At 52.9% G+C, this 22,895-nt stretch carries 20 protein-coding genes and 1 pseudogene; 9 read left to right on the top strand and 12 right to left on the bottom strand.

Annotated elements, in window-relative coordinates; all coding sequences use genetic code 11:
* Positions 1 to 19: 19 nt before the first annotated feature.
* On the bottom strand, positions 20 to 637 hold the full coding sequence (locus tag ACLTX1_RS04510; RefSeq protein WP_343284426.1) for a stage II sporulation protein R: 618 nt from the start codon (positions 635 to 637) through the stop codon (positions 20 to 22).
* Between the two features lie 157 nt (positions 638 to 794).
* Here ACLTX1_RS04510 and ACLTX1_RS04505 point away from each other — a divergent pair, with 157 nt between their 5' ends.
* The 3 genes from ACLTX1_RS04505 to ACLTX1_RS04495 all read left to right on the top strand — a co-directional run bounded on the left by ACLTX1_RS04505 (position 795) and on the right by ACLTX1_RS04495 (position 3,712).
* A complete protein-coding gene (locus ACLTX1_RS04505; RefSeq protein ID WP_308448425.1) occupies positions 795 to 1,724 on the top strand; it encodes a nucleoside hydrolase in 930 nt (309 codons plus the stop codon).
* Between the two features lie 100 nt (positions 1,725 to 1,824).
* Positions 1,825 to 2,412, top strand: coding sequence for an ATP-binding protein (locus ACLTX1_RS04500; RefSeq protein WP_308448426.1), 588 nt, complete (start codon positions 1,825 to 1,827; stop codon positions 2,410 to 2,412).
* 16 nt (positions 2,413 to 2,428) lie between these two features.
* On the top strand, positions 2,429 to 3,712 hold the full coding sequence (locus tag ACLTX1_RS04495; RefSeq protein ID WP_308448427.1) for a serine dehydratase subunit alpha family protein: 1,284 nt from the start codon (positions 2,429 to 2,431) through the stop codon (positions 3,710 to 3,712).
* Between the two features lie 110 nt (positions 3,713 to 3,822).
* Here the strand turns inward: ACLTX1_RS04495 and ACLTX1_RS04490 are convergent.
* The 4 genes and pseudogenes from ACLTX1_RS04490 to ACLTX1_RS04475 form a co-directional block, all read right to left on the bottom strand.
* Positions 3,823 to 5,422, bottom strand: a pseudogene (locus ACLTX1_RS04490) (NAD(P)/FAD-dependent oxidoreductase).
* The gene (locus tag ACLTX1_RS04485; protein WP_395506352.1) at positions 5,419 to 6,696 is read right to left on the bottom strand and encodes an NAD(P)/FAD-dependent oxidoreductase; all 1,278 of its coding nucleotides are present in this window, start codon (positions 6,694 to 6,696) and stop codon (positions 5,419 to 5,421) included. The pseudogene ACLTX1_RS04490 and the gene ACLTX1_RS04485 overlap by 4 nt, the downstream one beginning before the upstream one ends.
* 13 nt (positions 6,697 to 6,709) lie before the next feature.
* Positions 6,710 to 7,195: a COG2426 family protein gene (locus tag ACLTX1_RS04480; RefSeq protein WP_176820231.1), complete on the bottom strand. Its 486-nt coding sequence runs from the start codon at positions 7,193 to 7,195 to the stop codon at positions 6,710 to 6,712.
* A gap of 131 nt (positions 7,196 to 7,326) precedes the next feature.
* Positions 7,327 to 8,154 carry a polysaccharide deacetylase family protein gene (locus ACLTX1_RS04475; protein WP_412330526.1) on the bottom strand — a complete coding sequence of 276 codons (828 nt, stop codon included), beginning with the start codon at positions 8,152 to 8,154 and terminating at the stop codon, positions 7,327 to 7,329.
* Between the two features lie 206 nt (positions 8,155 to 8,360).
* Between ACLTX1_RS04475 and ACLTX1_RS04470 the strand changes: the two genes are divergently transcribed.
* Together ACLTX1_RS04470 and ACLTX1_RS04465 are read left to right on the top strand one after the other, a co-directional pair.
* The gene (locus ACLTX1_RS04470) at positions 8,361 to 9,059 is read left to right on the top strand and encodes a response regulator transcription factor (RefSeq protein ID WP_412330564.1); all 699 of its coding nucleotides are present in this window, start codon (positions 8,361 to 8,363) and stop codon (positions 9,057 to 9,059) included.
* Positions 9,040 to 11,310, top strand: a complete 2,271-nt coding sequence (locus tag ACLTX1_RS04465) for a histidine kinase dimerization/phospho-acceptor domain-containing protein (RefSeq protein ID WP_412330525.1) — start codon at positions 9,040 to 9,042, stop codon at positions 11,308 to 11,310. The genes ACLTX1_RS04470 and ACLTX1_RS04465 overlap by 20 nt, the downstream gene beginning before the upstream one ends.
* Positions 11,311 to 11,425: 115 nt before the next feature.
* Here the strand turns inward: ACLTX1_RS04465 and ACLTX1_RS04460 are convergent, their stop codons facing one another.
* From ACLTX1_RS04460 to ACLTX1_RS04445, 4 genes are all read right to left on the bottom strand, one after another.
* On the bottom strand, positions 11,426 to 12,706 hold the full coding sequence (locus ACLTX1_RS04460; protein WP_176820234.1) for an O-acetylhomoserine aminocarboxypropyltransferase/cysteine synthase family protein: 1,281 nt from the start codon (positions 12,704 to 12,706) through the stop codon (positions 11,426 to 11,428).
* A 46-nt stretch (positions 12,707 to 12,752) separates the two neighbouring features.
* Complete coding sequence (locus tag ACLTX1_RS04455) at positions 12,753 to 13,247, bottom strand: hypothetical protein (protein WP_308448431.1); 495 nt, start codon at positions 13,245 to 13,247, stop codon at positions 12,753 to 12,755.
* A gap of 65 nt (positions 13,248 to 13,312) precedes the next feature.
* On the bottom strand, positions 13,313 to 13,876 hold the full coding sequence (locus ACLTX1_RS04450) for a dipicolinate synthase subunit B (RefSeq protein WP_308448498.1): 564 nt from the start codon (positions 13,874 to 13,876) through the stop codon (positions 13,313 to 13,315).
* 8 nt (positions 13,877 to 13,884) lie between these two features.
* Positions 13,885 to 14,739 carry a dipicolinate synthase subunit DpsA gene (locus tag ACLTX1_RS04445; RefSeq protein ID WP_308448432.1) on the bottom strand — a complete coding sequence of 285 codons (855 nt, stop codon included), beginning with the start codon at positions 14,737 to 14,739 and terminating at the stop codon, positions 13,885 to 13,887.
* A 259-nt stretch (positions 14,740 to 14,998) separates the two neighbouring features.
* Between ACLTX1_RS04445 and murC the strand changes: the two genes are divergently transcribed.
* The gene (gene murC / locus ACLTX1_RS04440; RefSeq protein ID WP_176820236.1) at positions 14,999 to 16,402 is read left to right on the top strand and encodes a UDP-N-acetylmuramate--L-alanine ligase; all 1,404 of its coding nucleotides are present in this window, start codon (positions 14,999 to 15,001) and stop codon (positions 16,400 to 16,402) included.
* Positions 16,403 to 16,449: 47 nt separating this feature from the next.
* Positions 16,450 to 17,223, top strand: coding sequence for a Cof-type HAD-IIB family hydrolase (locus ACLTX1_RS04435; RefSeq protein ID WP_308448433.1), 774 nt, complete (start codon positions 16,450 to 16,452; stop codon positions 17,221 to 17,223).
* Between the two features lie 71 nt (positions 17,224 to 17,294).
* Here ACLTX1_RS04435 and ACLTX1_RS04430 read toward each other — a convergent pair whose 3' ends face one another.
* The 3 genes from ACLTX1_RS04430 to ACLTX1_RS04420 are packed head-to-tail and all read right to left on the bottom strand — an operon-like array spanning position 17,295 to position 20,505.
* On the bottom strand, positions 17,295 to 17,507 hold the full coding sequence (locus ACLTX1_RS04430) for a hypothetical protein (RefSeq protein ID WP_308448434.1): 213 nt from the start codon (positions 17,505 to 17,507) through the stop codon (positions 17,295 to 17,297).
* A 12-nt stretch (positions 17,508 to 17,519) separates the two neighbouring features.
* A complete protein-coding gene (gene rsmA / locus ACLTX1_RS04425) occupies positions 17,520 to 18,374 on the bottom strand; it encodes a 16S rRNA (adenine(1518)-N(6)/adenine(1519)-N(6))-dimethyltransferase RsmA (RefSeq protein ID WP_308448435.1) in 855 nt (284 codons plus the stop codon).
* A gap of 16 nt (positions 18,375 to 18,390) precedes the next feature.
* Positions 18,391 to 20,505 (bottom strand): hypothetical protein, encoded by a 2,115-nt coding sequence (locus tag ACLTX1_RS04420; protein WP_308448436.1) that lies wholly within the window; start codon positions 20,503 to 20,505, stop codon positions 18,391 to 18,393.
* 287 nt (positions 20,506 to 20,792) lie between these two features.
* Between ACLTX1_RS04420 and ACLTX1_RS04415 the strand changes: the two genes are divergently transcribed.
* Entirely contained in the window at positions 20,793 to 21,281 is a 489-nt protein-coding gene (locus ACLTX1_RS04415; RefSeq protein ID WP_308448499.1) for a deoxycytidylate deaminase, read from the top strand.
* A 58-nt stretch (positions 21,282 to 21,339) separates the two neighbouring features.
* The gene (gene abc-f, locus ACLTX1_RS04410; RefSeq protein WP_308448437.1) at positions 21,340 to 22,830 is read left to right on the top strand and encodes a ribosomal protection-like ABC-F family protein; all 1,491 of its coding nucleotides are present in this window, start codon (positions 21,340 to 21,342) and stop codon (positions 22,828 to 22,830) included.
* The last annotated feature ends 65 nt before the right edge of the window (positions 22,831 to 22,895 follow it).

Here is a 22,895-nt window from a genome sequence, read left to right as displayed (position 1 = left end):
TATTTTAGCACATGTGCATTCACGCGTCAAAGAGTTCGCGGAGACGTGAGAAAATTTCCGCCACCTTGAATTTGACTTCGTAGCTTTCCGGTTCACGCACGAGTGTATCGGTATCATCAGGCAGGTTGGATAGGTCGCTTGCACCGGGCATGCACAGCGCCGGAAATACAACGCACCACCAGTTTTTGCCCTCGGCCTTGCCGAGCGAAATGCGCAGTGTACGGTAACGCCCGGCGGGCAGCTTGAAGCTCTCGTAGGTGCGGGTCGGAAAGTACATTTCGCAAACTTCCGCTTTGGCGCAGTACGGGAGGTTTTCGGCTTTCAAGACGGAATTTGCTGCCGCTTCAAGGCTTTCAAGGTGCGTGCAGAGCGCTGTGACGGCCGTGTCAAAATCTTCCGCATCGCCGTACCACTGCTCGGCTTCCCGCAGCACGGCATCGCGCACGCGAAGCTTTACGGCTTGATCCGCTTCGTCGTTCGAGTTTGCAATAACATGCAGCCGCACGATGTTCTCTTCCAGCGCGGCACACTGGGCGGAGAAGCCCGCTAAATTTAGAAGCACCGTTAAGATCAGCCCGCACGCCATCGCGCGCAGAAGAAGCGTTCTGTTATACAGTGTTTTGATTTTACGCATCATAGATTTATCCTCCCTGAAATTTGCGTCGTTTCACAAAATTTCATTTAATTTTTTGTATAAAATATGGGCAGAAAATTTGCGGTTTATACTTTTCGCAAAGCTAAATTTCCGCTATACTATATAATAAACTATGCGCATCAAAACGGGAGGAATTTTTATGAACTGGACAGTACCGAACACCGAAAGCCTTTTACGCCGCCTAACGAAACCGAAAGGTAAGATTGACGTGGTTTTGGACACCGATACGTATAACGAGTTAGATGACCAATTTGCGCTTTCGTATATGATGAAAAACAGCGACAAGTTGAACGTAAAAGCGCTGTATGCCGCGCCGTTTTTGAATGATAAATCCGTATCGCCAAAGGACGGCATGGAAAAAAGCTATGACGAAATTCTAAAGCTGCTGACGCTTTTAAAACGCGAGGATTTAAAGTCCGTCACGTTTAAGGGCTCGGAAACATATCTCACGGACGAGGACAAGCCCGTGCTTTCGCCTGCGGCGGAGGACCTCGCAAAGCGCGCGATGGATTATACACCCGAAAAGCCGCTGTATGTCGTTGCGATCGGCGCGATCACGAATGTGGCTTCCGCCTTGCTTTTGAAGCCGGAAATTCGCGACCGTATCGTCCTTGTATGGCTCGGCGGCAACGCGCTGCACTGGCCGGACAACCGCGAGTTCAATATGTATCAAGATATTGCGGCGGGACGCATTGTTTTCGGATGCGGTGCGGCGCTTGTACAGCTGCCGTGCGCAGGCGTGGTCTCCGGCTTCTCCGTGAGCGAGCCGGAGTTCAAAGACTACTTTCTCGGCAAAAACGAGCTGTGCGATTATTTGGCACACTATGCCATTGAAGAAGGACGGCGCTGGGCGCAGGCGGAAACATGGTCGCGCGTGATCTGGGACGTGACGGCGGTGGCGTGGCTTTTGGACGGCGAGTTCATGGACGACACGCTTCTGCACAGCCCTATTCCCCAGTATGACGACACATGGACACCTTCGAACACGCGGCATTTTATGCGCTATGTGTACAGTATCCACCGCGATGTTTTACTCAAGGACCTTGTGCAAAAATTGACGGAAAAGTAAAATTTTCGTGCAATTTTGGCTTTTACGTGCTATACTTAATTTTACAGTAAACAGAATACGCACCTTTTCCCTTATTTTGATCCGAAAGGTTGGTTGTCTCATGAAAAAGCTGATTCTTGTGACCTCACCGCCTGCGTGCGGCAAAACCCGGCTTTCCAAACGCCTGTGTACGGCGCTGGATCATGTTGTTTATTTGGACAAGGACACGCTGATCCCGCTTTCCAAGCAAATTTTCAAAGTGGCGGGCAAACCGTATGACCGCAGCTCTGCGTTTTTTGAAGCGAACATCCGCGACTACGAGTACGAGACGATCTTGGACCTTGCGTTTGAGGCGCTGCGTTATGCGGACACCGTGCTCATCAACGCGCCGTTCACGCGGGAAATTCGCGACACGGCGTACATTCAGAATTTGCGCGCGAAGCTCGGTGAATATGGCGCAAAGCTGTGTGTTATTTGGATCGTAACCGACCCCGCTGTGTGCAAGGCGCGCATGATGAGGCGCTCTTCCGACCGCGACGCGTGGAAAATGGAACACTGGGACGAGTACATAAAGGGCGTGAATTTTGATATTCCCGAAAATCTGCGTATACCGGACGACCCAGAAAGTCTTTTGCTGTACTACAACTCGACCGACGACCTTGCGGACGCTTCATTTGCCCGCATTTTACCGATGCTGAACCAAAACTGATTTTAGGAGCCTACTCATGCAAAAAACCGATACCCTGTATACCGCATACGTTGAAGTTTTAAAAGAAGAATTGCTGCCCGCCATGGGCTGCACAGAGCCGATTGCCATTGCCTATGCGGCGGCAGCGGCACGGCGCATTTTAAACGAGCTGCCGTGTGAAGTCTGCGTCACGGCGAGCGGCAATATCATCAAAAACGTGAAAAGCGTTTTTGTGCCGAACACCGGCGGTCTGCGCGGCATCCCTGCGGCGGCTGCGGCGGGGATCATAGCAGGACATGACGAGCTTTTATTGGAGGTTATCTCAAAGGCGACCGAAGCAGAGCAGGCGGAGATCAAGGCTTATATGGAGCACACGCCGATCACCGTGAAGCTTTCGGACTCTCCCTATATTTTCGACATTGACATTACGGTGAAAAGTGAGCATCATACGGCAAACGTGCGTATTGTGGGGCACCACACGAATATTGTGCATACGGAAAAAGACGGCGAAATATTGCTCGATACCTGTGCCGATACTCCGGCGGAAAGCACGGACAGCGGCATTTGCGACCGCAGTGCGTTTTCGGTGAAGACGATTCTTGAGTTTGTTGAGTGTGCAGAGCTTTGCGATATTGAAACGCCCGTAAAACGGCAGATTGACTACAACACACGCATTGCGAAAGAAGGTTTATCGGGCAGTTGGGGCGCGAACATCGGCAAGGTATTGCTCGAAACCTACGGCGATGATGTGAAAATCCGCGCCAGAGCCATGGCGGCTGCGGGCAGCGACGCGCGTATGAACGGCTGCTCCCTGCCGGTCGTCATCGTTTCCGGCAGCGGCAATCAGGGAATGACGGCTTCTCTGCCCGTTGTGGAGTATGCAAAAGAATTGAACGTCGGCTATGAAAAAATGATTCGCGCGGTGGCACTCTCCGACCTCGTGACGATCCACCTGAAGTCCGGCATTGGACGGCTTTCCGCGTACTGCGGCGCTGTGAGCGCAGGCTGCGGCTGCGGCGCGGGCATTGCGTACTTATACGGCGGCGGACTGAAAGAAATCGAGCACACAATCGTCAACTCCATTGCTATTGATTCCGGGATGGTATGCGACGGCGCAAAAGCCTCGTGCGCGGCAAAAATTGCATCTGCTGTGGATGCCGGCATTTTGGGCTACCACATGTACAAAAACGGGCAGCAGTTCCGCGCGGGTGATGGCCTTGTCACGAAGGGCGTTGAGGAGACGATACGCAACATCGGCATACTGGCCCGCGAAGGTATGCGCGAGACCGACCGCGAGATTTTGCATATCATGTGCGATTAAATGTGATAAACAAAGAGACGTTTCTCTGTAGTTTTACAGGGGAACGTCTCTGTTCATTTTACATAAAGCGCTCCGGCAGACGAAAACAGTCCGCTGGGGCGCTTGGTATGTTATAGACTTTGCTTCAAGATTTCTTCTGCGCAGCGCAGGCCGTCTACGGCGGCGCTGGTGATGCCGCCGGCGTAACCTGCGCCCTCTCCGCACGGAAACAGACCACGCACCGTGGGGCACTCGCGCGTCTCGTTTCGGAGGATGCGCACGGGTGAAGAGCTTCGGGTCTCGGGAGCGGTCAATAAAGCGTCCGGGTCGTCAAAGCCCTTCAGCCGCCTGCCCATGCGGCGGATGCCCTCCGCCATGGAATCGCAGATATAATCGGGCAGCACGGCCCTTAAATCGCCGGGCACAACTCCGGGCCGATAGGTCGGCTGCACGCTGCCGTTCAGCGCAGTCGTTACGCGGTTTTCAAGCAGGTCGCCAACGCGCTGGCACGGGGCACTGTATGCTCCCCGCCCGCTTCAAATGCGGCGCGCTCGATTTTACGCTGAAACGCAATGCCGGCAAGCGGATGCGCGGAACCGAAATCCTCCGGCGTGATGCCGACAAGCAGCGCGGCATTGCTGTTTTGACCGTCGCGGGCGTATTCGCTCATGCCGTTTGTCACGACACTACCCGTTTCGGATGCCGCACCGACGACGTAGCCGCCCGGGCACATGCAGAACGTGTACACGCCGCGGCCGTTTTCAAGGTGAACATTGAGTTTGTAGTCCGCCGCGCCGAGTGCGGGGTCGCCTGCAAAATCGCCGTACTGTGCGCGATCTATCGTCTCTGCGTGGTGCTCGATGCGCGCGCCGACGGAAAACGGCTTCGGCTCCATAGGTACACAGCTTTTTCAAACAGCATTTTAAATGTATCGCGCGCACTATGGCCGATAGCGAGAATGACGTGTGCGGTCTCGATCGTCTCATTCACACCGTTTGTCTCGGCAACAACCCCGCAAACAGCATTGTTTTTGACGAGCAGGTCGGTCATCTGCGTGTTGAAGCGCACTTCGCCGCCGAGAGATTTGATCTCCTCGCGAATGGCGCGGACGGTTTGCGGCAGCTTGTCCGTGCCGACGTGCGGCTTTGCGTCAAATGGAATGTCTTCGGGTGCGCCGTGCTCGCAGAGCGTTTGCAATACGAAGAAAATGCGCTCATCTTTCGTGCCTGTATTGAGTTTGCCGTCCGAAAACGTGCCTGCGCCGCCCTCACCGAACTGCACGTTGCAGCTTGGGTTTAGTTTTCGCATCTGCCAGAAGGTGTTTACGGCCGCTTGGCGTTCTTCTACGGAGCCGCCGCGCTCTAAGATGATCGGGCGCAGGCCGGCGCGTGCGAGCAATAAGCCTGCGAACATGCCCGCCGGGCCAAAACCCACAACGACCGGACGCTGCGACAATGTACCGTGCGGCGGTATTGCATAGGTTCTTTTCGGCGCTTTTGTGACGTGGCTGTCGCGCACGCGGGAAAGCAGCTTGTCTTCGTTGCCGTCCGTTTCCACATCCACGGTAACGACAAAGCGCACGTCCTGCTTTTTTCTGGCATCGACAGAGCGCTTGACAAGTGCCAGTTTTTTGAGCGTCTGCACATCGGTACGCAGTTTTTTGGCGGCTGCGCGGCGCAAAGCTTCGTCCGTATAGTGAAGCGGCATGGAAATGTCGCTGATGCGTATCATCGTTTTTCCTCCTTCAGGCAGCGATAGGCTGCGCTTTTTCCGGCTGTGATGCCGCTTGCCCACGCAAAATGCAGGTTGTAGCCGCCGCAATCGCCGTGGATATTCAGCATCTCGCCTGCAAGGTAAAGCCCCGGGGCTTTTTTAGATGCCATCGTGTGCGGGTCGAGCTCCGTAAGCGGCACGCCGCCCGCCGTGACCTGCGCCGCAGAAAAATCTTTCGTGCCGGTGATGTCCAACCTCCAGCCTTTAAGGAGAGAAGCAAGCTTTTTAAGCTGTAGGGCTTTGATTTTTACCGCCGGTTCGCTTTGCACGATGCCCGCCGCGCCGACAAGCATGTAGCCGAGACGCATATTGAGTAGGCCGGAGAGCAGATCGCCCGCTGCACGTGCGGGATACAATTTTGTCATCTCAAGGAGATAATCGAGCACGTCCTGATAGGCCATGTCCGACAAAAGATCGAGCTGTACGGCAAGTGAAGTGCACTTCTTATTGCGGATCGTGCCGAGCGCAAAGAACTCGCCGACATATATGGAAAGGCCGAACACGCAAATGCCGGAAATGCCGGTATCCGTAAACTGCACCTCGCCGCTTTCTTCATAGACGGGTTTGCCGTCTGCCAAAAGCACGGCGTTTGCAGGGGCGCGCGTGCCGGAGAGCGTTTTCCACTGCTTTGCGCGCACGGTAAGCTGCGTTAAAGACGGGTACAGCTTTGTCACCGTATGGCCGAGCTGCTTTGCGAGCGTGTAGCCCTCGCCGCAGGAATGGCGCGGAGATGCCGCACCGCCGCACGTCAAAATGCACTGCTTTGTGAAAAGCTGCGTGCCGTCCGTACAGATGAGCGTAAATCCGTTTTTGACTTTCTCGATTTTTGAAACGGTGTGTTCTTCCGAAAACGACACGCCGTATTTTTCGGCATCCCATCGCAAAGCGGAGAGCACGGCCGCCGCCTGCTGATTCTGCGGGTATACCCTGCCCTCGCTGTCCGGCTTGGTGACGAGCCCCATTTCGCGGAACACGGCACAAATAGCTTTGGGCGTGTATTCATGCAATAGGTCTTGAATTGCCGTAACATCGCCGTGGTAATGCGCGGGCGAAACGTTTAAATTCGTTAAATTGCAGCGGCCGTTGCCGGTGGCGAGCAGCTTTCTGCCAAGCTTTGCGTTGCCCTCCAAAACAAGAACAGAACCGCGTTTTTTCAAAACATGTGCGGCGGCACACGACGCCATAAGCCCCGCTGCACCGCCGCCGATGATGATAATGTCTTTTGTTTCCATTTAAACTTCCTTATTAAATGAACATGCCGAGCAGGCCGTAGGAGAAGATCGCCATCAAAATATCCGCGATGAGCGTGCCGCCGATGACGGAGAAAAGCGCGTCTTTAATGGGCATTTTCATCAGCGCTGCGGCAAGCGAACCCGTCCATGCGCCGGTGCCCGGCAGCGGAATGGCGACGAAGATGAGCAGGCCGAACGTCTTGTATTTTTCAATCTGCGCAAACTTGCTTCTGCCCTTGGCTTCCATGCGGTCAACAAGCTTTACAAAGCGCGTGTTGCGCATCCAGTCGAAAATCTTATTGATAAAGAGCAGAATGAACGGCGTCGGCAAAATGGTGCCGATGAAGCAGATCAGCATGGCAGGCAATAAATCTACGCCGAGCATTTTCGCCGCAACAAGACCGCCGCGCAGCTCGATGATGGGCATCATGGAGAGGATGAACACCGTAAGCTCACCCGGAATAATATTTCTGAAAAAATTGACAAGTGCTTCTACCATACTGAATTGTTCCTTTCATGATCCGTTCTTTTTCAAGTTCCTTAAAAGTTCCGCAAATAAGTATACTAAACGTCATGGTTTTTATTTTTCTTTTAAAGAATTATAGCTTACGTTTTGCTGACAAAACGTGCTCAAGATGTTTTCTGTGCGGCACAATAGGCTTCAAGGTCGCCGAACGAGTAGCCCGCTTCTTCCCATTTTGTAAGAAGCTCATCTAAGATTTCGGCGTTCGTGCTCGACGTGCTGTGCAGCAAAACAACCGCGCCGGGATGAATACGCGGCAGTAATTTAGAAAATGCCTGCTCGGGTGTGGGCTGGTCATCTGCATACCAATCGACGTAGGCAAGGCTCCAAAACACCGTGGAATACCCGAGCTGCTGCGCCATTTTGAGGTTTTCCTCACAGAATTTCCCCTGCGGCGGGCGGTAGAGCTTCGGCATTTCGCTGCCGAGAATGTCCCTGTACAGCGCTTCATTCTTTTGTAGCTCGGTCTGAAAGCTTTGGATATCGCCGATCTTCGACATATCCGGGTGCGAATACGTGTGGTTGCCGATGGTGTGGCCTTCCTCTGCCATGCGTTTTACAAGCTCCGGCTGCGTTTCAAAATAATTGCCGACAAGGAAGAACGTTGCCTTTACGCCGTGCTTTTTGAGCGCGTCCAGAATTCTCTCCGTGTTGCCGTTTTCAAAGCCGGCGTCAAATGTGATGTAGATCTCTTTTTTGTTCGTGTCGCCGACATACAGCGCGCCAAACTCTTTTAAATACTCCTGCGAGGCATTTGCAACGGGCGGTGCGCCCTCGGTTTGAAAGCTCAGACCCCAATCGGTAATACCTGCGGCAGCCTCTGCTGCGTCTAAACGGTTGACTGCGCGCAAAGCGCAAACCATACCGATGCACAAGAGAATGATTGCCAAAACAACATAAAGCACCTGCTTTTTACCGAATATGTGCACTTTCATTCTGCGTTCCCCCTATTTCTTTTTATAAAGAGTATGTGCAGCCGCATAAAAAAGAACCGGGATGGCATTGCGAAGCGCATGAAAATCCTGTACAATGATAAAAAGATGAATTGTAAGCTGATTGTAAGAATTCTATTCCCGATTTTGTAAGAGGTGTTCTGTATACTTTCAGCATGGAGTGAAAAGGAGGGCATTTTATGCCGGATATGAATAAAAGAACCATTTTGGTTGTGGATGACGACCACGAGATCGTGCGCGCCATTACCATTACGCTGGAGCGTGAGGGCTACCATGTGCTGAACGCTTACGATGGCTTGCAGGCGCTGGATTGCGTGACCTCCCGAGAAGTGCATCTGATCATCATCGACGTGATGATGCCGAAGCTGGACGGACTTTCCGCCGTGATGAAAATTCGCGAAAAGAAGAATCTGCCCATCATCATTCTTTCCGCAAAGGGTGAAGACAGCGACAAAATTCTTGGCCTTTCCATGGGCGCGGACGACTACATTTCGAAACCGTTCAACCCGATGGAGCTTGTGGCGCGGGTGAAATCGCAGCTGCGTCGCTACACCGACCTCGGCGACATCAACACACGCAGCGACAACGTGATCGTGAACGGGCGTTTGACGTTCAAGCTGGATGAGCATGTGCTGTATGCGGACGGCGAGCCTGTAAAACTGACGGCGACGGAAACGAAAATCGTGGAGCTTTTGATGGAGCACCCGGGCCGCATCTTCCCCGCCGAGGAAATTTACAGCCGCATCTGGAACGAACCCGCGTACTCGGCGGAAAACACCGTGATGGTGCACATCCGCAGAATACGCGAGAAAATCGAGCTGAACCCAAGCGAGCCGGAATACTTGAAAGTGGTATGGGGGATCGGTTATGAAATTGAAAAGCACTAACCTTGCCCGCGGTGTTTTCGCCTGGTTCTGCTTTTTGCTGTGCGCGTTTTCTATTATTGCGGGTTTGATATTTGCCATATACTACGGGCAAAGCATTTTTGACGAGGGTAGCTATTTTTTTACCGAGATCGGACAAGCGCTTTCGGGTGACCTACGTGAGACAGACACATATAAAGAAAATGCTTCCGCGCTGTTTGAGCGATTGTATTACAGTACGCAAGGCGATACCGCCGCGAATTCAAATGCGACTTCCGACGAAGATGCAGACGAAAACGCCGTAGCATCGAGCAGCTATCATTACTATGTTTCGCGTGACGAAACCGGCACAACGGTCTCCACGGTCTATGTGGAATCGATTTCTAAAGACGACCTCTATTCCGTAACAAGCTATGGCATAGACCCTGCCGGTAAAACGGTGACGAATGACTCAAACTGGGATGCGCAGACGCTGCCGGAGGGGTTCAATTACCTTTTTATCTGCGAAGAAGGTGTAGTCAGAATTTATCACAGCGATAAAGACGGTGCTTTAGACTGTGTTTTCAGCAGTGATACACCGGGTGCAGTTTATACAAATACGCTTTCGTATACACTGGAAGCACTGAGACAAAGTAGCGTTCAATCGCCTAAAATCAGTTTTGCGGTGCGCACAGAGCCAACCTCTTACTACTCCTCGAACGAAATTGTCAGCGCAGCGCAGTCGCAAATGAAAACCATATATTTTTATATGGGATTGATTATGGCAGCGGTGATTATGTTCGTTCTGGTGCTGCTGTTCTCCATTTTGTTCCGGCAGGACAGAAAGCTGTTTGAGCGCTACATTGCACACGGACTCAAATGGATTTGGATAGAAATCAAAGTCATAGCTGTATTTGTATGGGCTTTTGTTGTGCTCAATATCATTTCGTATGGGTTTGACCTTGCAGGCACAGCTGTTACCCTGTTCTCCGTGTTCTTTGTGTTCTATTTGCTCGGCATCGATATTTCTCACAACCGGCGGATTTATCGGCACAACATCATTCATTCCGTTTTGAAGCTTGTGCTTGGCAACCGCGAAGGAAAAAAATTCGAGCAGATTGTTTACCGCAAATACATGGCGACCGCCGGTATTTTGGTGGGGCTTTGCATCGTAGGTGTTTTAGGATATGTGTTCTTTTACAGCCATTGGTTGATGAATACGATTTGGTTTGTCGCGTTTTACGTCGGTCTGTTTTCCGCGGGTGTGGGTACGCTTGTATGGTTTGCGTGGGCACTGCGCGACGACCTGCGCGATTATGGCAAGCTGATGGAGCAGGTGGAGCAAATGTACAAGGGCGACCTTGACGCGATGAATCACCTGCCCGCTACTTCCCCGCTTTATGATTCCGCTATGCAGCTCAATATGATCCGTGACGGCATCCGTATCGCGGTGGAGGAAGGCATCAAATCCGAGCGCACGAAGGTGGAGCTTATCACGAATGTTTCGCACGACATCAAAACGCCGCTCACGTCCATCATCAGCTATATTGAATTGATGAAGACCGAGCCGAATCTGCCGCCGCACATGCAGGATTATTTGAAGATCGTCTCGCAGAAAGCAGACCGTCTGCGCCATATGCTGCAAGATATTTTCGATGTCTCTAAAGCCGCAACCGGCAATATTACGCTGATGCCGGAATACATCGGTCTCGATAAGCTTTTGCGGCAGACGCTCGGAGATATGGACGGCGTGATGAACGACAGCGAGCTGACGTGGCGCGTGCAGATCCCGCAGGAGGACTTCCCCGTTTATGCTGATGGGCAGCGCATGTACCGTGTGTTCCAGAACCTCATTAAGAACGCGGCACAATATGCGCTTGAGGGTTCGCGTGTCTACGTGGAACTGCAAAAGCAGGGTCAAAACGCCGTCGTGACGATCCAGAATATCTCGAAATACGAGCTTACCATGGACGGCGATTCGCTGACGGCCCGCTTTGTGCGCGGGGATGACAGCCGTTCCACTTCCGGCAGCGGCCTTGGCCTTTCTATTGCGAAAAGCTTCACGGAGGCCTGTGGCGGTACTTTCCACGTGACCGTAAAGGGCGACCTTTTTACCGTGATGATTACCCTGCCGCTCAAAGAGCCGCCGAAGGAGCCGGAAAAGGAACCGCTGACCGAAACGGCAGACGCAGAGAATATAGCAAGCGAGCCGGAAACCAACCCCGACGCGTTCCCCGAAGCTTCGGAGCAGACAGAAAACACCGAATCCCCGGAGTCTTCGGAACCCGAAAATTGAAAAAGTTGAGTATATAAAACCGCCTGCAGGAGATATGAAACCTGCAGGCGGTGCTACTATGCAAAAGCACGGCGCAAAATTTTTTCTCGCGCCGTGCTTTTCGTCTATATAAATGTTATTTGGTTGCTTTCTCAAGTGCCTGCTTGATGTCATCGAGGATGTCTTCCGGGTTTTCGATGCCTACGGAGAGGCGGATAAGATCCGGGGAGACGCCGGCTTCCTTTAATTGCTCGTCGGTCATCTGGCGGTGCGTGGTGCTGGCCGGGTGCAGCACGCAGGTGCGCAGGTCTGCGACGTGCGTGACGACGGAGGCAAGCTCCAAGCTGTCCATAAAGCGGGTGGCCGCTTCCCTGCCGCCCTTGATGCCGAAGGAAATGACGCCGCAGGTGCCGTGCGGCATATATTTCATAGCGAGCTCGTGGTACGGGCTGCTCTCCAAACCCGGATAGTTGACCCACGCCACACGGTCGTCCTGCTCGAGGAATTCGGCAATCTTCTGCGCGTTCGAGCAATGGCGCTCCATGCGCAGTGCGAGCGTTTCCATGCCGAGGTTGAGGTAAAATGCGTTCATCGGGGCGGCCTGCGCGCCAATGTCACGCATCAGGTGGCAGCGCGCTTTTGCGATATACGCCGCCTTACCGAAGTGCTCGGCATACACGATGCCGTGATAAGATTCATCCGGCTCTGTGAACTCCGGGAACTTGCCGTTGTTCCAATCGAAATTACCGCTGTCTACAATGGCGCCGCCGAGCTGCACCGCGTGACCGTCGAGGTACTTTGTGGTGGAGTGCGTAACGATGTCTACGCCGAACTCGAACGGACGGCAGTTGATGGGCGTCGGGAACGTGTTATCGACAATGCACGGTACGCCGTGCGCGTGTGCGGCGTTTGCAAACATTTCGAGGTCCGTCACGACGAGAGACGGGTTCGTAAGCGTTTCCGCAAACACGCAGCGGGTGTTCTCGCGGAATGCGGCGTTCAGCTCGTCCTCGGTGCAGTTCGGCGAAACGAATGTGCAGTCAATGCCCATTTCATGCAGGGTTTTATAGAACAGGTTGAATGTGCCGCCGTATACGGCGCTGGAGCACACAACATGACCTCCTGCGTGGCAGATGTTCAGAACGGCCATCATGGTGGCTGCCTGGCCGGAAGATGTGACGAGCGCGCCTACGCCGCCCTCGAGTGCCGCAAGCTTCTTTTCCACAGCGTCGAGCGTCGGGTTGCCGAGGCGCGTATAGAAAAAGCCGTCCGCTTTTAAATCGAACAGATCGCCCATTTCTTTGGAGCTGTCATAGGTGTATGTGGTGCTTTGTACGATGGGCAGAACGCGCGGTTCACCGTTTCCGGGCGTATAGCCCGCGTGGATACACGTTGTATCCGGTCTGTACTGTTTCATTTGGACTTCCCCAATCTTTAATAATATCCTATTTTCGCGGCAGTGCTTACTTTGTGAAAAGCGCTTTTAAAAGATTTGCGATGAAATCTGAGCCGAGCACGACCAAAATGACGATTGCCATGAACGCGATGACAGAAAGCGACTGGATGAGCATACGCTTGCCGCGGGGCATATCGTTCTCTTCGGACGGTTTTTCCTGCGACTGCTCTTCCCGCTCTTTGAGCATCAGCTCTTTGGCGCGTTCGAGGTCTTGGTATTCCACGTAAATATCCTTATCGGTCGGCAGATACTCCGGGTCGTACACGCTGGTGGAAAAGCCACCTTTTACGGGGTGTATCGCATGGCGCACCGCGTTTTGCTCAAAGAGCAGCGCAAGCTCCGCAGCTTCCCCCTCGCTGACCTTGAGGAAAAACACTTCGTCCTCGGGCTTTACGGGCCGCAGACCGCGGCTGCGCTTGCAGTTCGGACAGGTTTGTGTGGAATCCTCGCAGATGCTTTTGCATTTCGTGCAGTAGAGCATAATAGCCTCCCATTTCGGCATTGCCGTTTCTGCTTTTCAGTATAGCACAGCTTTTTTACAAATTCAACTGCCTTTCGCGGCGCACTTCATCGCAAAACAGGCTGCAACTGTTCTCCACGCACGGCATTTGCAAGCGTTTCGGGAATTAGGTCGAAATGTGCGACGAGAGAATTCGGCTTTTTTATGGGGTCGTCCTGTCCGAGGGGCACAAAATAGATGTTTTTCGTGTTCATAAGCAGACCGATGTTTTTGCACGACGCACCGAGAGCATCGTTTGTGGCGAGGGACAGTACAACGGGCATGGAGACGCGCAGGGCGGATTTTACCGCCATCGTGACAGCTGTATCCGTTACGGCATTTGCAATCTTCGCAGCGGTGTTTCCCGTGCACGGCGCGACGAGCACGGCATCGGCAAGACGCTTCGGGCCGATGGGTTCCGCTTCTGCGATGGTGTGGATAATTTTTCGTCCGCAGATGTTTTCTATGCGCTCGTGAAAACTTTCCGCCGTGCCGAAGCGTGTATCGGTCGTGTACGCCGTTTCGCTCATCACGGGCAACATATCCCAGTCCTTTCGCAGCAGAGCAAGCTGCGCGAGAGCTTTTTCAAATGTGCAGAACGATCCGCACATGGCAAAGGCAAGCGTGGGCATGTCGATCACTACTCCTCCAAAATATTGTAGACCGCCTCTTTGATATACTCCGCCGCCGTCTTCGGCGCGACGCGGCCGGGCAGCGAGGGCGCGTCGATGACATGCAGGTGCAATTCTTCCGCACGCTTCAAATCGGTGCCGCCGGGTGCGGAGGCAAGCTCGATGATGAGCGTATCGCGCGTTTGCTGCATGAGCACAGGCGAAGTCAAAACCTTTGCGGGCACAGTGTTGAAAATGAGATCGAACCTTCTGCTGATCTCGCGGTACGTCAACGGCTGCACGCCGAACGCGCGCATTTGCATGAGATCGGCCTTTTTGCGCGCTGCGCAGAATACCTCTGCACCCATACCGCGCAGGATAATCGCCAGATTTTTCCCGATGCGCCCGAACCCCGTGATGAGACATTTTGCGCCGTTTATCGTGCCGGGGTATTCGCGAATCGCAATGCCGACTGCGCCCTCTGCCGTTGGGATCGCGTTGCCGACGGCAAGCTCTTCGCGGCGGTAGTAGTCTTCGGGCTCAATCTCACGCCACAGGGAAGACGAGGCGGTCAACCGCTGAAGCATGCCGCCGCACACCGTTTTGTGCATAAAAAGACGCGCAAAATCGTCATCTAAACGAATTTCGTTTTCGGCATACGGCGCGTTTAAAAACAGACCGTCCTTTGTTGCGGGCAGCGGCAAAAGGATGACGGAGCTTTTCGCCGCGAGCTGCGGCAGGTCGCATTCCGCTGCGCCGCGGCAGGTGCCGAGCTTTTCTAAACCGCAGACACACACGGGGTAACCGTCCGCCGCAATGGACTGCGCCAAATATTTCATGCGCTCATCGCCGCCGATGACGCCGAATGTATTGATCATGGGCATATTTCCCCCACCTTTCAAATTATCATCCGCTTCATTTTATGGAAACGGGCGGCTTTTGTGCGCCCTGAAAGACTTTTTTATACTTTTTTGAATTTGCTATTTATTTTTCTGCCCGTTGGCGGTATAATGTATGTGTATGGGTATGCAATTTCGGACGCATAGCTATGTTTTTGAGATATAACACAGTGTATTACATAATTTCAGATAATTTCGCAAAACAAGTTTTGCGTGAAGCCAATTCAGAAAGGACTCTTTCGTTATGACGAATCAGAATAATACGACCGATAAAAACGTTAACCTGCTCGATACCGTACGTCGTCTGCACTTTGTAGGCATCGGCGGTTCCGGTATGTGCCCTATGGCGGAGATTTTACACCACAAGGATTATATCATCACCGGCAGCGACATCAATGAATCCGACACGCTCGCACGTATTCGCAGCTACGGCATCCCGGTGCACATGGGCCACCGCGCGGAGAATATCGGCGATGCGGAGGTCGTGGTGTACACGGCGGCTGCAAAGCAGGATAACCCGGAGCTCGTCGCGGCGCGTGCAAAGGGTATTCCGACGTTGGAGCGTTCCGTGATGCTCGGCCTTTTGACGAAGAAGTTTGCAAACCCCATTGCGGTTTCCGGCACGCACGGCAAAACGACGACGACCGGCATGCTCACGCAGATCTTGATTGAAGCCGGACGTGACCCGAGCGCCGTCATCGGCGGCAAGCTGCCTTTCATCAACGGCAACGGCAGAGTCGGCAAAAGTGCGGACATTGTTTGCGAAGCGTGTGAATATGTCGATACGTTCCTGCAGCTCCACCCCGCCATCAGCATCATCACAAATATTGATGCCGATCATCTCGACTATTTCGGCACGCTCGATAATATTGTGAAGTCGTTTCATCAGTTCTGCTTGCAGACCTCAAAGCGCATCATCGTCAATGCAGATAACGCCAACGCCATGCGCGCCGTAGAGGGCATTACGAATGCGGAGATCGTCACATTTGGCAGAACGGATAAAAGCGATTACTACGTGACGGAGCTCAACGAAGAAGATACGGTCTGCGAAGACTTTACCGTTATGTATAAGGGCGAGCGCGTTTGCCGCGTGAGCCTGCGCGTGCCGGGTGAGCACAACATGATGAACGCTTTGGCGGCTGCCGCTGCGGCACATGGCATGGGTGTGGACGGCGAGCATATCAAAAAGGCGCTTGAGGACTTCTCCGGCGTACACCGCCGCTTTGAGATTTTAGGCAAATTTGAAGGCGTGACCGTTGCCGACGACTTTGCGCACCACCCGACAGAGCTTTCCGCTGTGCTTTCCGCTGCCGTGCGCATGGGCTACCATGAGGTTTGGGCGGTATTCCAGCCGCACACTTATTCCCGCACTGCAATGCTGCTGGATGATTTTGCAAAGGCGCTTTCCATCCCCCAGCATGTTGTGATGACGGAAATTCTCGCCGTGCGCGAGACGAACACGTATAACATTCACACAAGCGACCTTGCGGCGAAGATTCCCGGCAGCTGCTGGTTTGGCAGCTTTGAGGAGATTGCGGATTATGTGATGACGCACGCTAAGGAAAACGACCTCATTTTAACGCTTGGCGGCGGCGACATTTACAAGTGCGCAAATCTCATCGTAGAAAAATATAAAGAGAGAGCATAAATTTCTAAAAGGCTTTCCGCGCGAAAGCTTTTTCTTTTGGAGGTACCATGTCTTTTCGCGCCATTTTCTTTGACATTGACGGCACTTTGCTCGGGCGGGATAAACGTATGCCGCCTTCGACGCTGCATGCACTAAAAAAGGCGCGTGAAAATGGTGTTCTGCTATTCGTTGCAACGGGCCGTGTGACGCCAATGACGTATTTCCTGCGTGATTATTTTGATTTTGACGGCTTTGCCGCGATGACGGGGCAATATTGCTTCGATAAAAACGGCAAGGTTTTACATACGCTGGCGATCGACCCGGAAGACATTCGTCTTTTGATGCAGCTGCAAAAAGAGGAGCCTTTCCCCTGCCTGATCGCCGAGGGGCGCGAGTGCTTTGCCGCAACTCCGGCGAAACATATTGAAGATCACTTTTTGCGGCATAATCTTCTCTCCCCGCCCGTTTACGATATATTGCGTGCAGATTGTCACGAAGTGTATCAGCTTATGGTATACGACCCGGAAATTTATTTGCCGCGTATTTTGCCGCTGAAGCATGTACGTATCACACATGCTGTCGGTTATTGCTATGATATTCTTCCGCAAAACGGCGGTAAGCAAATCGGTATTCCGGCGATGGCAGCGCATTACGGGATAAGAAACGATGAAATTCTCGTGTTCGGCGACGGCCCGAACGACGTGGACATGCTGCGCGACGTCGGCTTCGGCGTTGCGATGGGCAACGGTTGTGCAAAAGCCAAGGCGGCTGCAAATTATGTGACAACAGATGTGGACGACGACGGCATTTACCGCGCCTTGAAAGAGCTCGGCGTTATTTAAACTATAAACACAGAAAGCCCCGCAAAACCGATTGGTTCGGTAATTGCGGGGCTTTTGCTATGCGGAAAATTTTATCGTTTGTATTTCGGTGCGGCGGCGCGGAGCGTGTGCCAAAGGAGCGCAGCGGCAATGATGGCGGCGCTTACGGCAGCGCCGATGGAAAGGCTTTTATAGCCGAGCGGCCCTGTGACCATGGAGACGAGCACGGCAACGGCGGCGATGCACAGCAAAATGATATATGCGGCTTTATCCATATGCTCAAGTACATTTTTGTTCATGTTCATAAAAGCATCTCCTTAATCGGTAAGCTGATTGACAACAGCGGCAAACTCCGGCAGCGTGAGTGCTTCGGCGCGGGAATTTGCCCGAACCCCGGCTTGCTCGAAGGCGTCTGTCACTTGCTGCTTCGACATATGCAGTGTGTTGGAAATGGAATTGACGGCCGTTTTGCGGCGCTGTGCGAACGCAGCGCGAATAACGCGGAAGAAAAGTGCTTCATCGTGCACATCCACAGGCGGTTCTTTTCGAATACGCAACTGAATGACAGCGGAATCCACATTCGGTGCGGGCATAAAGCTGCCGCGGCTGACCTCGAACAAAATTTCCGGCTCGGCGTAATACTGCACGGCCGCACTGACAGCGCCGCACTCGCGCGTGCCGGGCTGTGCACACAAACGCTCTGCCGCTTCTTTTTGTACCATAACCGTGATGCTCGTGATGGGCAAACGATCTTCCAAAAGCTTCATGATGACCGGCGATGTGATGTAATACGGCAGGTTCGCACACACAGCGACCTCTTCCCCGTTAAATTCTTCTTCGATGACGCGGTGCAAGTCAATCTTCATCACGTCGTCGTTGATGACCTTCACGTTATCGCAGTCGGCAAGTGTTTCGTCTAAAACGGGCAACAGGCGCTTATCAAGCTCGATGGTGACGACTTTTTTTGAGACCTGCGAAAGCTCGTAGGTCAAAACGCCGATGCCGGGGCCGACCTCAATGGCGCCTGCGCAGTCTGCCGCGCCGCTCATCTCAGCCATGCGCGGGCAGACGGAAGGATTGATGAGAAAGTTCTGACCGAGCGCTTTGGAAAAGCTGAAGCCGTTCTTTTCCATGACGGCTCGAATGGTGGATATATCGGAAAGTCTTTGCATAGGGATATCCTTTCGATTAAAATGTCACTTTATAGATCTGCACGCCGTTTTCGTCAAAGACACACGGGAACAGCGCTTTGATCTCCGCTTCATTCACGGTGAAGTTATTGCGCTCGTAAGCGGAGACCAGAATGTAATCAATGCTGTATTTTTCAAAGAGCGCACAGTTTGCCTGCGGTGCGGAGAACATACTTTGCATGTCCGTTTCGCGCTCGGTGTAATCGAGCCCGTGAAAATACACGTAGCTTGTGGAGCCGCAGACGATGTTTCTGCCCGTCAGCGCCGCGATCTCGTTGTTATGGCGCATATCGGTGAGCACAGTGTCTTCCGGCTCGCTGTTCTCATAAATGTACTCCGCTGCTTTGAGCTGACTGTCGCCGTATAAGCAATAGCCCGCAATGCTCTCTCTGCCGATGGTCAGCACCGCAGAAAGCATGCATAGCACGAGCGCGCCGACAGCCAATGCGCGGCGGCCCGGCAGTGTGCGCAGGCGGCGGTAAATCTCGACCATATACGAAGCGACTACGCCGCAGACGAGAAAATACGCGGCGTAAAGCAGCTTGTTGTTATCATAGGTATTCGGCTGGAACACGACAAACTCGCAAATGAACCAAATGACGGCTGCGGGAGCGCAGACCGTGAACCGGCGCTGATCTGCCGTGAAAAATGCAGGCAGGAACAACAGTGCCGTGACGCCGAGATTCACAAGATAGAACCACAAATAGCCGTCCTGCAAATTGCCCCAGTTGTACCACCCACGCATGAAGCTGTCACCGCTCGCCTGCGAGAATGTCCACGTGAAAAGCTGCGGTGCGGCAAGCAACAGTGTGATGAGCAGGAATACGCCCCACGTTTTTACAAGCTGTATACCGAAACCCTTGCGGATCGCCATGGTGAGCAGTGCGAGCACAAACAAAACAAACGCTGCAGCACAAACCAAAACCAGATACAGAAACACGGATGATTCGCGCGAGATGAGCTTCGGCGTGACGAACTGCGCGCCGAACGCGAGCAACATCAAAACGAGTGCAGCGACTTTTGCGGTAAACTGCACATGAGCACTGCTGCCCCGAAACACTCTGCGGCACAGTGCAAAGCAAAGCCACACGCCGCAAATGAGTCCGAACGCGAGGAACGAATGCGTATGAATCATGACGAGTCCGCCTGCAAAAATACCGGCAATGATGAAATACCGCTCGCAGTGCTCATAAACGGCGCGGTACAGCACGTATAAAAGCGGGAATAAAACCGCCCAGCCGAACAGCGTTGCGCGCTGCGGGATGAGCATATCCACAATGACGTTCACCCAGCGGATATTTTGGTTGACAAGATTCGTGGGTGTCTCATAAAACGATGTGAAAATGCGGGTAAAATTATCTGTTCCGTTTTGCAGATTCGGGAAGAAATACGCAAAGCCGAAGCCGCCGTTTAGAAAAAACAAAATCTCCGCTAACGCGGTCTTCGCTTTATCACGCAGCCAGCGTTGCCAGAAAAGATGTGCGCCGAAAAACACCTGCGCCCCGGCAAAAAGCATCGGCAGCACATACGCAAAGCGCAGCGGCGCACCGAGCAAATATAGGCTTGAAGAAATGCTGTCCGACAAGAACGGATACGAAAGCTTCACGCCCGGCAAAATGGAATACATGGGTGGAAATGTCTTCTGTTCCGCGATACTCGTGATGAACCCGAGGTGCATACTCATGTCGCCGTAGGTGCATTGGCTCGACCAGATCTCGCCGTTTTGGTAACGGAAGCTGTGCAGCACCAAAAACACGAACAGCAGCCACAAGCCGAGCGGCAAAAGCAGTGTGCGTTCTGCACGGTAGAAGGCTTTGCGTTTGCCGGGAAAATCATTCGGAAGCAGCTTCGGACGCTTTAAGAACACAGCGCCAACCGTCAGCATAAGCAGTGAGATGAGCGCCAAAACATGCGCTGTGATGCTGAACGAAAACAGGAATGCCCACAACGACGGCAGCCACATTAAGAGCACGCTGCCCGCGGCACTGCCGAGAATCATTTGTGTATATCGCCGCTCTTTATTTAAAAAGCATGCGGCAAGTGTTACGCCGCACAGCTGAAACATCAGAAAATACAGCAGCGCCACCGCGCCGCCCAAAAAATTGCCGCCCATAAACAGCTCCTGAATTTGTTCTTTAATATAATATATTGTACCATTTTGGCGACGGGATGTAAAGACGGCAGAAAAGGTTTTATTGCAGGCGCTTACGCGCTTTTTCACAAAACACCCGGAAACGGGGTTGCAGTTCAAAATGCAATGTGCTACAATATATTTTAATAATTATGGCGTCTCCCCTGCGGTTTTGCGCAAAAGCGAACGATGATACGCAGTCGTATATGTGTAGTTTCCGATTGCGGAGTGCCTGAATGCAAAGTGAGGTGTTCTTCGTGGAGAATGATATCCATCGGAGAGATAAAACGAACTACTATCTGGATCTGGCTGAGACCGTTTCCCAGCGCTGCACATGCCTTCGACGTCACTACGGCGCTGTGATCGTAAAAAATGATGAAGTGATCTCCACCGGCTATGTCGGTGCGCCGCGTGGCAGAAAAAACTGCACGGATATCGGCAAATGCGTGCGCGTGGAAAGAAATATTCCCCGCGGTGAACGCTATGAGCTGTGCCGTAGCGTACATGCGGAAGCAAACGCCATCATCAGCGCCCCGCGCGATAAGATGATCGACGCCACGCTGTATCTTGTCGGCAAGGAGGTCTCTACCGGCGACTATGTGAAAAACGCCGTATGTTGCTCCATGTGCAAGCGCATGGTCATCAACGCAGGCATTGCACGGGTCATCGTGCGCGATGACCACGATCGGTTCAGAGAGATAGATGTTCAGGATTGGATCATAAACGACGAATCCATCGAAGGTGTATTCGGCTATTGAGCCTTACCCCGTTACCGCGTATCCGGCATAAGGCTCGGAAAGAATACGGTGAACATTTATGTCTTTAATACAGGTGTCAAACCTGACCTTCGGCTATGAAGGCAGCTTTGATAACGTCTTTGAAAACGCGTCTTTTTCCATAGATACAAACTGGCGGTGCGGCTTTATCGGGCGCAACGGCAGAGGCAAAACGACGTTTTTAAATCTGCTGCTCGGAAAATACGCGTACAGCGGCACCATTTCCGCTTCGGTCAACTTTGAGTATTTCCCGTTTGAGGTGGAAAATCCGGACGATACGCCGCTTGAGATTGCGGAGAGCATCGTGCCGGACTTTGAGATGTGGCGGCTAACGCGTGAGCTCAACTTACTCGACGCCGACCCGGGACTGCTTTACCGCCCCTACTCGACGCTAAGCTACGGCGAGCGTACGAAGGTACTGCTGTCGATTTTATTTATCCGCGAAAACAGCTTTCTGCTCATCGACGAGCCGACGAACCACCTCGATATCGAAGCGCGCGGCACACTGGCTCAGTATTTGAAGTCGAAAAAAGGGTTCATCCTTGTCAGCCACGACCGTGCGTTTCTGGACGAAGTCATCGACCATGTGCTTTCCATCAACCGCGCGGACATCACGGTGATGCGCGGCAACTTTACGACGTGGCAACAGGAGAAAGACCGCGAGGATCAATTTGAGTTACAACAAAATGAGAAACTCAAAAAGGATGTGAAGCGGCTGGAGGCGGCTGCCCGCCGCAGCGCGGAATGGTCAAACCGTGCGGAAGACCGCAAGATCGGTTTCAAACCGGAGCGCACGGAAAAGGCCCTTGACCGTCGTGCCTACGAGGGTGAAAAAAGCCGTAAGATGATGAAGCGTGCAAAGAGCATTGAATCCCGCCGCAACGATGCGCTGGAGGAAAAAAGCGCGCTGCTGAAAAACATTGAATCGGCCGATACGAAATTGCAGATTGCGACGCTGCGCCACCCGAAAGACCTTTTGGTAGAGGCAAACGACCTTTCTATTGATTACGGTGACGGCCCCATCTTTCCTCCGCTGCGCTTTGAGATCCGCCGCGGCGACCGTGCGGCATTGCAGGGCAAAAACGGCTGCGGTAAATCGAGCATCATAAAGCTATTGTGCGGTGAAGATGTTCCCCATGCCGGCACGCTGAAAACCGCAAGCGGGCTTGTGGTCTCGTATATCCCGCAAAGCGCGGAGGGACTTTCCGGCACACTGCGCGACTATGCAGAGCATTGCGGCATTGACGAAAGCCTTTTTAAATCGATCTTGCGCAAGCTGGAATTTCAGCGCACACAGTTTGAAAAGCGCATGGAGGATTTTTCCGAGGGACAAAAGAAAAAAGTGCTCATTGCGCGGAGCCTCTGCGAAAAGGCACATTTGCTTGTGTGGGACGAACCGCTGAACTTCATCGATGTTATTTCCCGCATGCAGCTTGAAACGCTCTTAAAAGAGTGTGTGCCCACAGTCATTTTCGTGGAGCACGACCGCCGCTTTGTGGAAAATACGGCAACAAAGATCATTCGGTTATAATTGCGGTTTAAAACCTGAACAAAGCGCGTCGTGCAGGGCTGCGGCGCGCTTTTGTTATAAAAATC

The sequence above is a fragment of the Hominenteromicrobium sp. genome (assembly GCF_046974225.1).
Taxonomy (GTDB): domain Bacteria; phylum Bacillota; class Clostridia; order Oscillospirales; family Acutalibacteraceae; genus Hominenteromicrobium; species Hominenteromicrobium mulieris.
Note: the sequence above shows the minus strand (reverse complement) of the source record. Positions and strands in the feature narration are given on the sequence as shown.

What these genes read in the sequence shown, in the direction of transcription:
- ACLTX1_RS04510 (WP_343284426.1), bottom strand. Translation starts at nt 637, where the DNA reads ATGATGCGTAAAATCAAAACACTGTATAACAGAACGCTTCTTCTGCGC.
- ACLTX1_RS04505 (WP_308448425.1), top strand. Translation starts at nt 795, where the DNA reads ATGAACTGGACAGTACCGAACACCGAAAGCCTTTTACGCCGCCTAACG.
- ACLTX1_RS04500 (WP_308448426.1), top strand. Translation starts at nt 1,825, where the DNA reads ATGAAAAAGCTGATTCTTGTGACCTCACCGCCTGCGTGCGGCAAAACC.
- ACLTX1_RS04495 (WP_308448427.1), top strand. Translation starts at nt 2,429, where the DNA reads ATGCAAAAAACCGATACCCTGTATACCGCATACGTTGAAGTTTTAAAA.
- ACLTX1_RS04485 (WP_395506352.1), bottom strand. Translation starts at nt 6,696, where the DNA reads ATGGAAACAAAAGACATTATCATCATCGGCGGCGGTGCAGCGGGGCTT.
- ACLTX1_RS04480 (WP_176820231.1), bottom strand. Translation starts at nt 7,195, where the DNA reads ATGGTAGAAGCACTTGTCAATTTTTTCAGAAATATTATTCCGGGTGAG.
- ACLTX1_RS04475 (WP_412330526.1), bottom strand. Translation starts at nt 8,154, where the DNA reads ATGAAAGTGCACATATTCGGTAAAAAGCAGGTGCTTTATGTTGTTTTG.
- ACLTX1_RS04470 (WP_412330564.1), top strand. Translation starts at nt 8,361, where the DNA reads ATGAATAAAAGAACCATTTTGGTTGTGGATGACGACCACGAGATCGTG.
- ACLTX1_RS04465 (WP_412330525.1), top strand. Translation starts at nt 9,040, where the DNA reads ATGAAATTGAAAAGCACTAACCTTGCCCGCGGTGTTTTCGCCTGGTTC.
- ACLTX1_RS04460 (WP_176820234.1), bottom strand. Translation starts at nt 12,706, where the DNA reads ATGAAACAGTACAGACCGGATACAACGTGTATCCACGCGGGCTATACG.
- ACLTX1_RS04455 (WP_308448431.1), bottom strand. Translation starts at nt 13,247, where the DNA reads ATGCCGAAATGGGAGGCTATTATGCTCTACTGCACGAAATGCAAAAGC.
- ACLTX1_RS04450 (WP_308448498.1), bottom strand. Translation starts at nt 13,876, where the DNA reads ATGCCCACGCTTGCCTTTGCCATGTGCGGATCGTTCTGCACATTTGAA.
- ACLTX1_RS04445 (WP_308448432.1), bottom strand. Translation starts at nt 14,739, where the DNA reads ATGCCCATGATCAATACATTCGGCGTCATCGGCGGCGATGAGCGCATG.
- murC (WP_176820236.1), top strand. Translation starts at nt 14,999, where the DNA reads ATGACGAATCAGAATAATACGACCGATAAAAACGTTAACCTGCTCGAT.
- ACLTX1_RS04435 (WP_308448433.1), top strand. Translation starts at nt 16,450, where the DNA reads ATGTCTTTTCGCGCCATTTTCTTTGACATTGACGGCACTTTGCTCGGG.
- ACLTX1_RS04430 (WP_308448434.1), bottom strand. Translation starts at nt 17,507, where the DNA reads ATGAACATGAACAAAAATGTACTTGAGCATATGGATAAAGCCGCATAT.
- rsmA (WP_308448435.1), bottom strand. Translation starts at nt 18,374, where the DNA reads ATGCAAAGACTTTCCGATATATCCACCATTCGAGCCGTCATGGAAAAG.
- ACLTX1_RS04420 (WP_308448436.1), bottom strand. Translation starts at nt 20,505, where the DNA reads ATGGGCGGCAATTTTTTGGGCGGCGCGGTGGCGCTGCTGTATTTTCTG.
- abc-f (WP_308448437.1), top strand. Translation starts at nt 21,340, where the DNA reads ATGTCTTTAATACAGGTGTCAAACCTGACCTTCGGCTATGAAGGCAGC.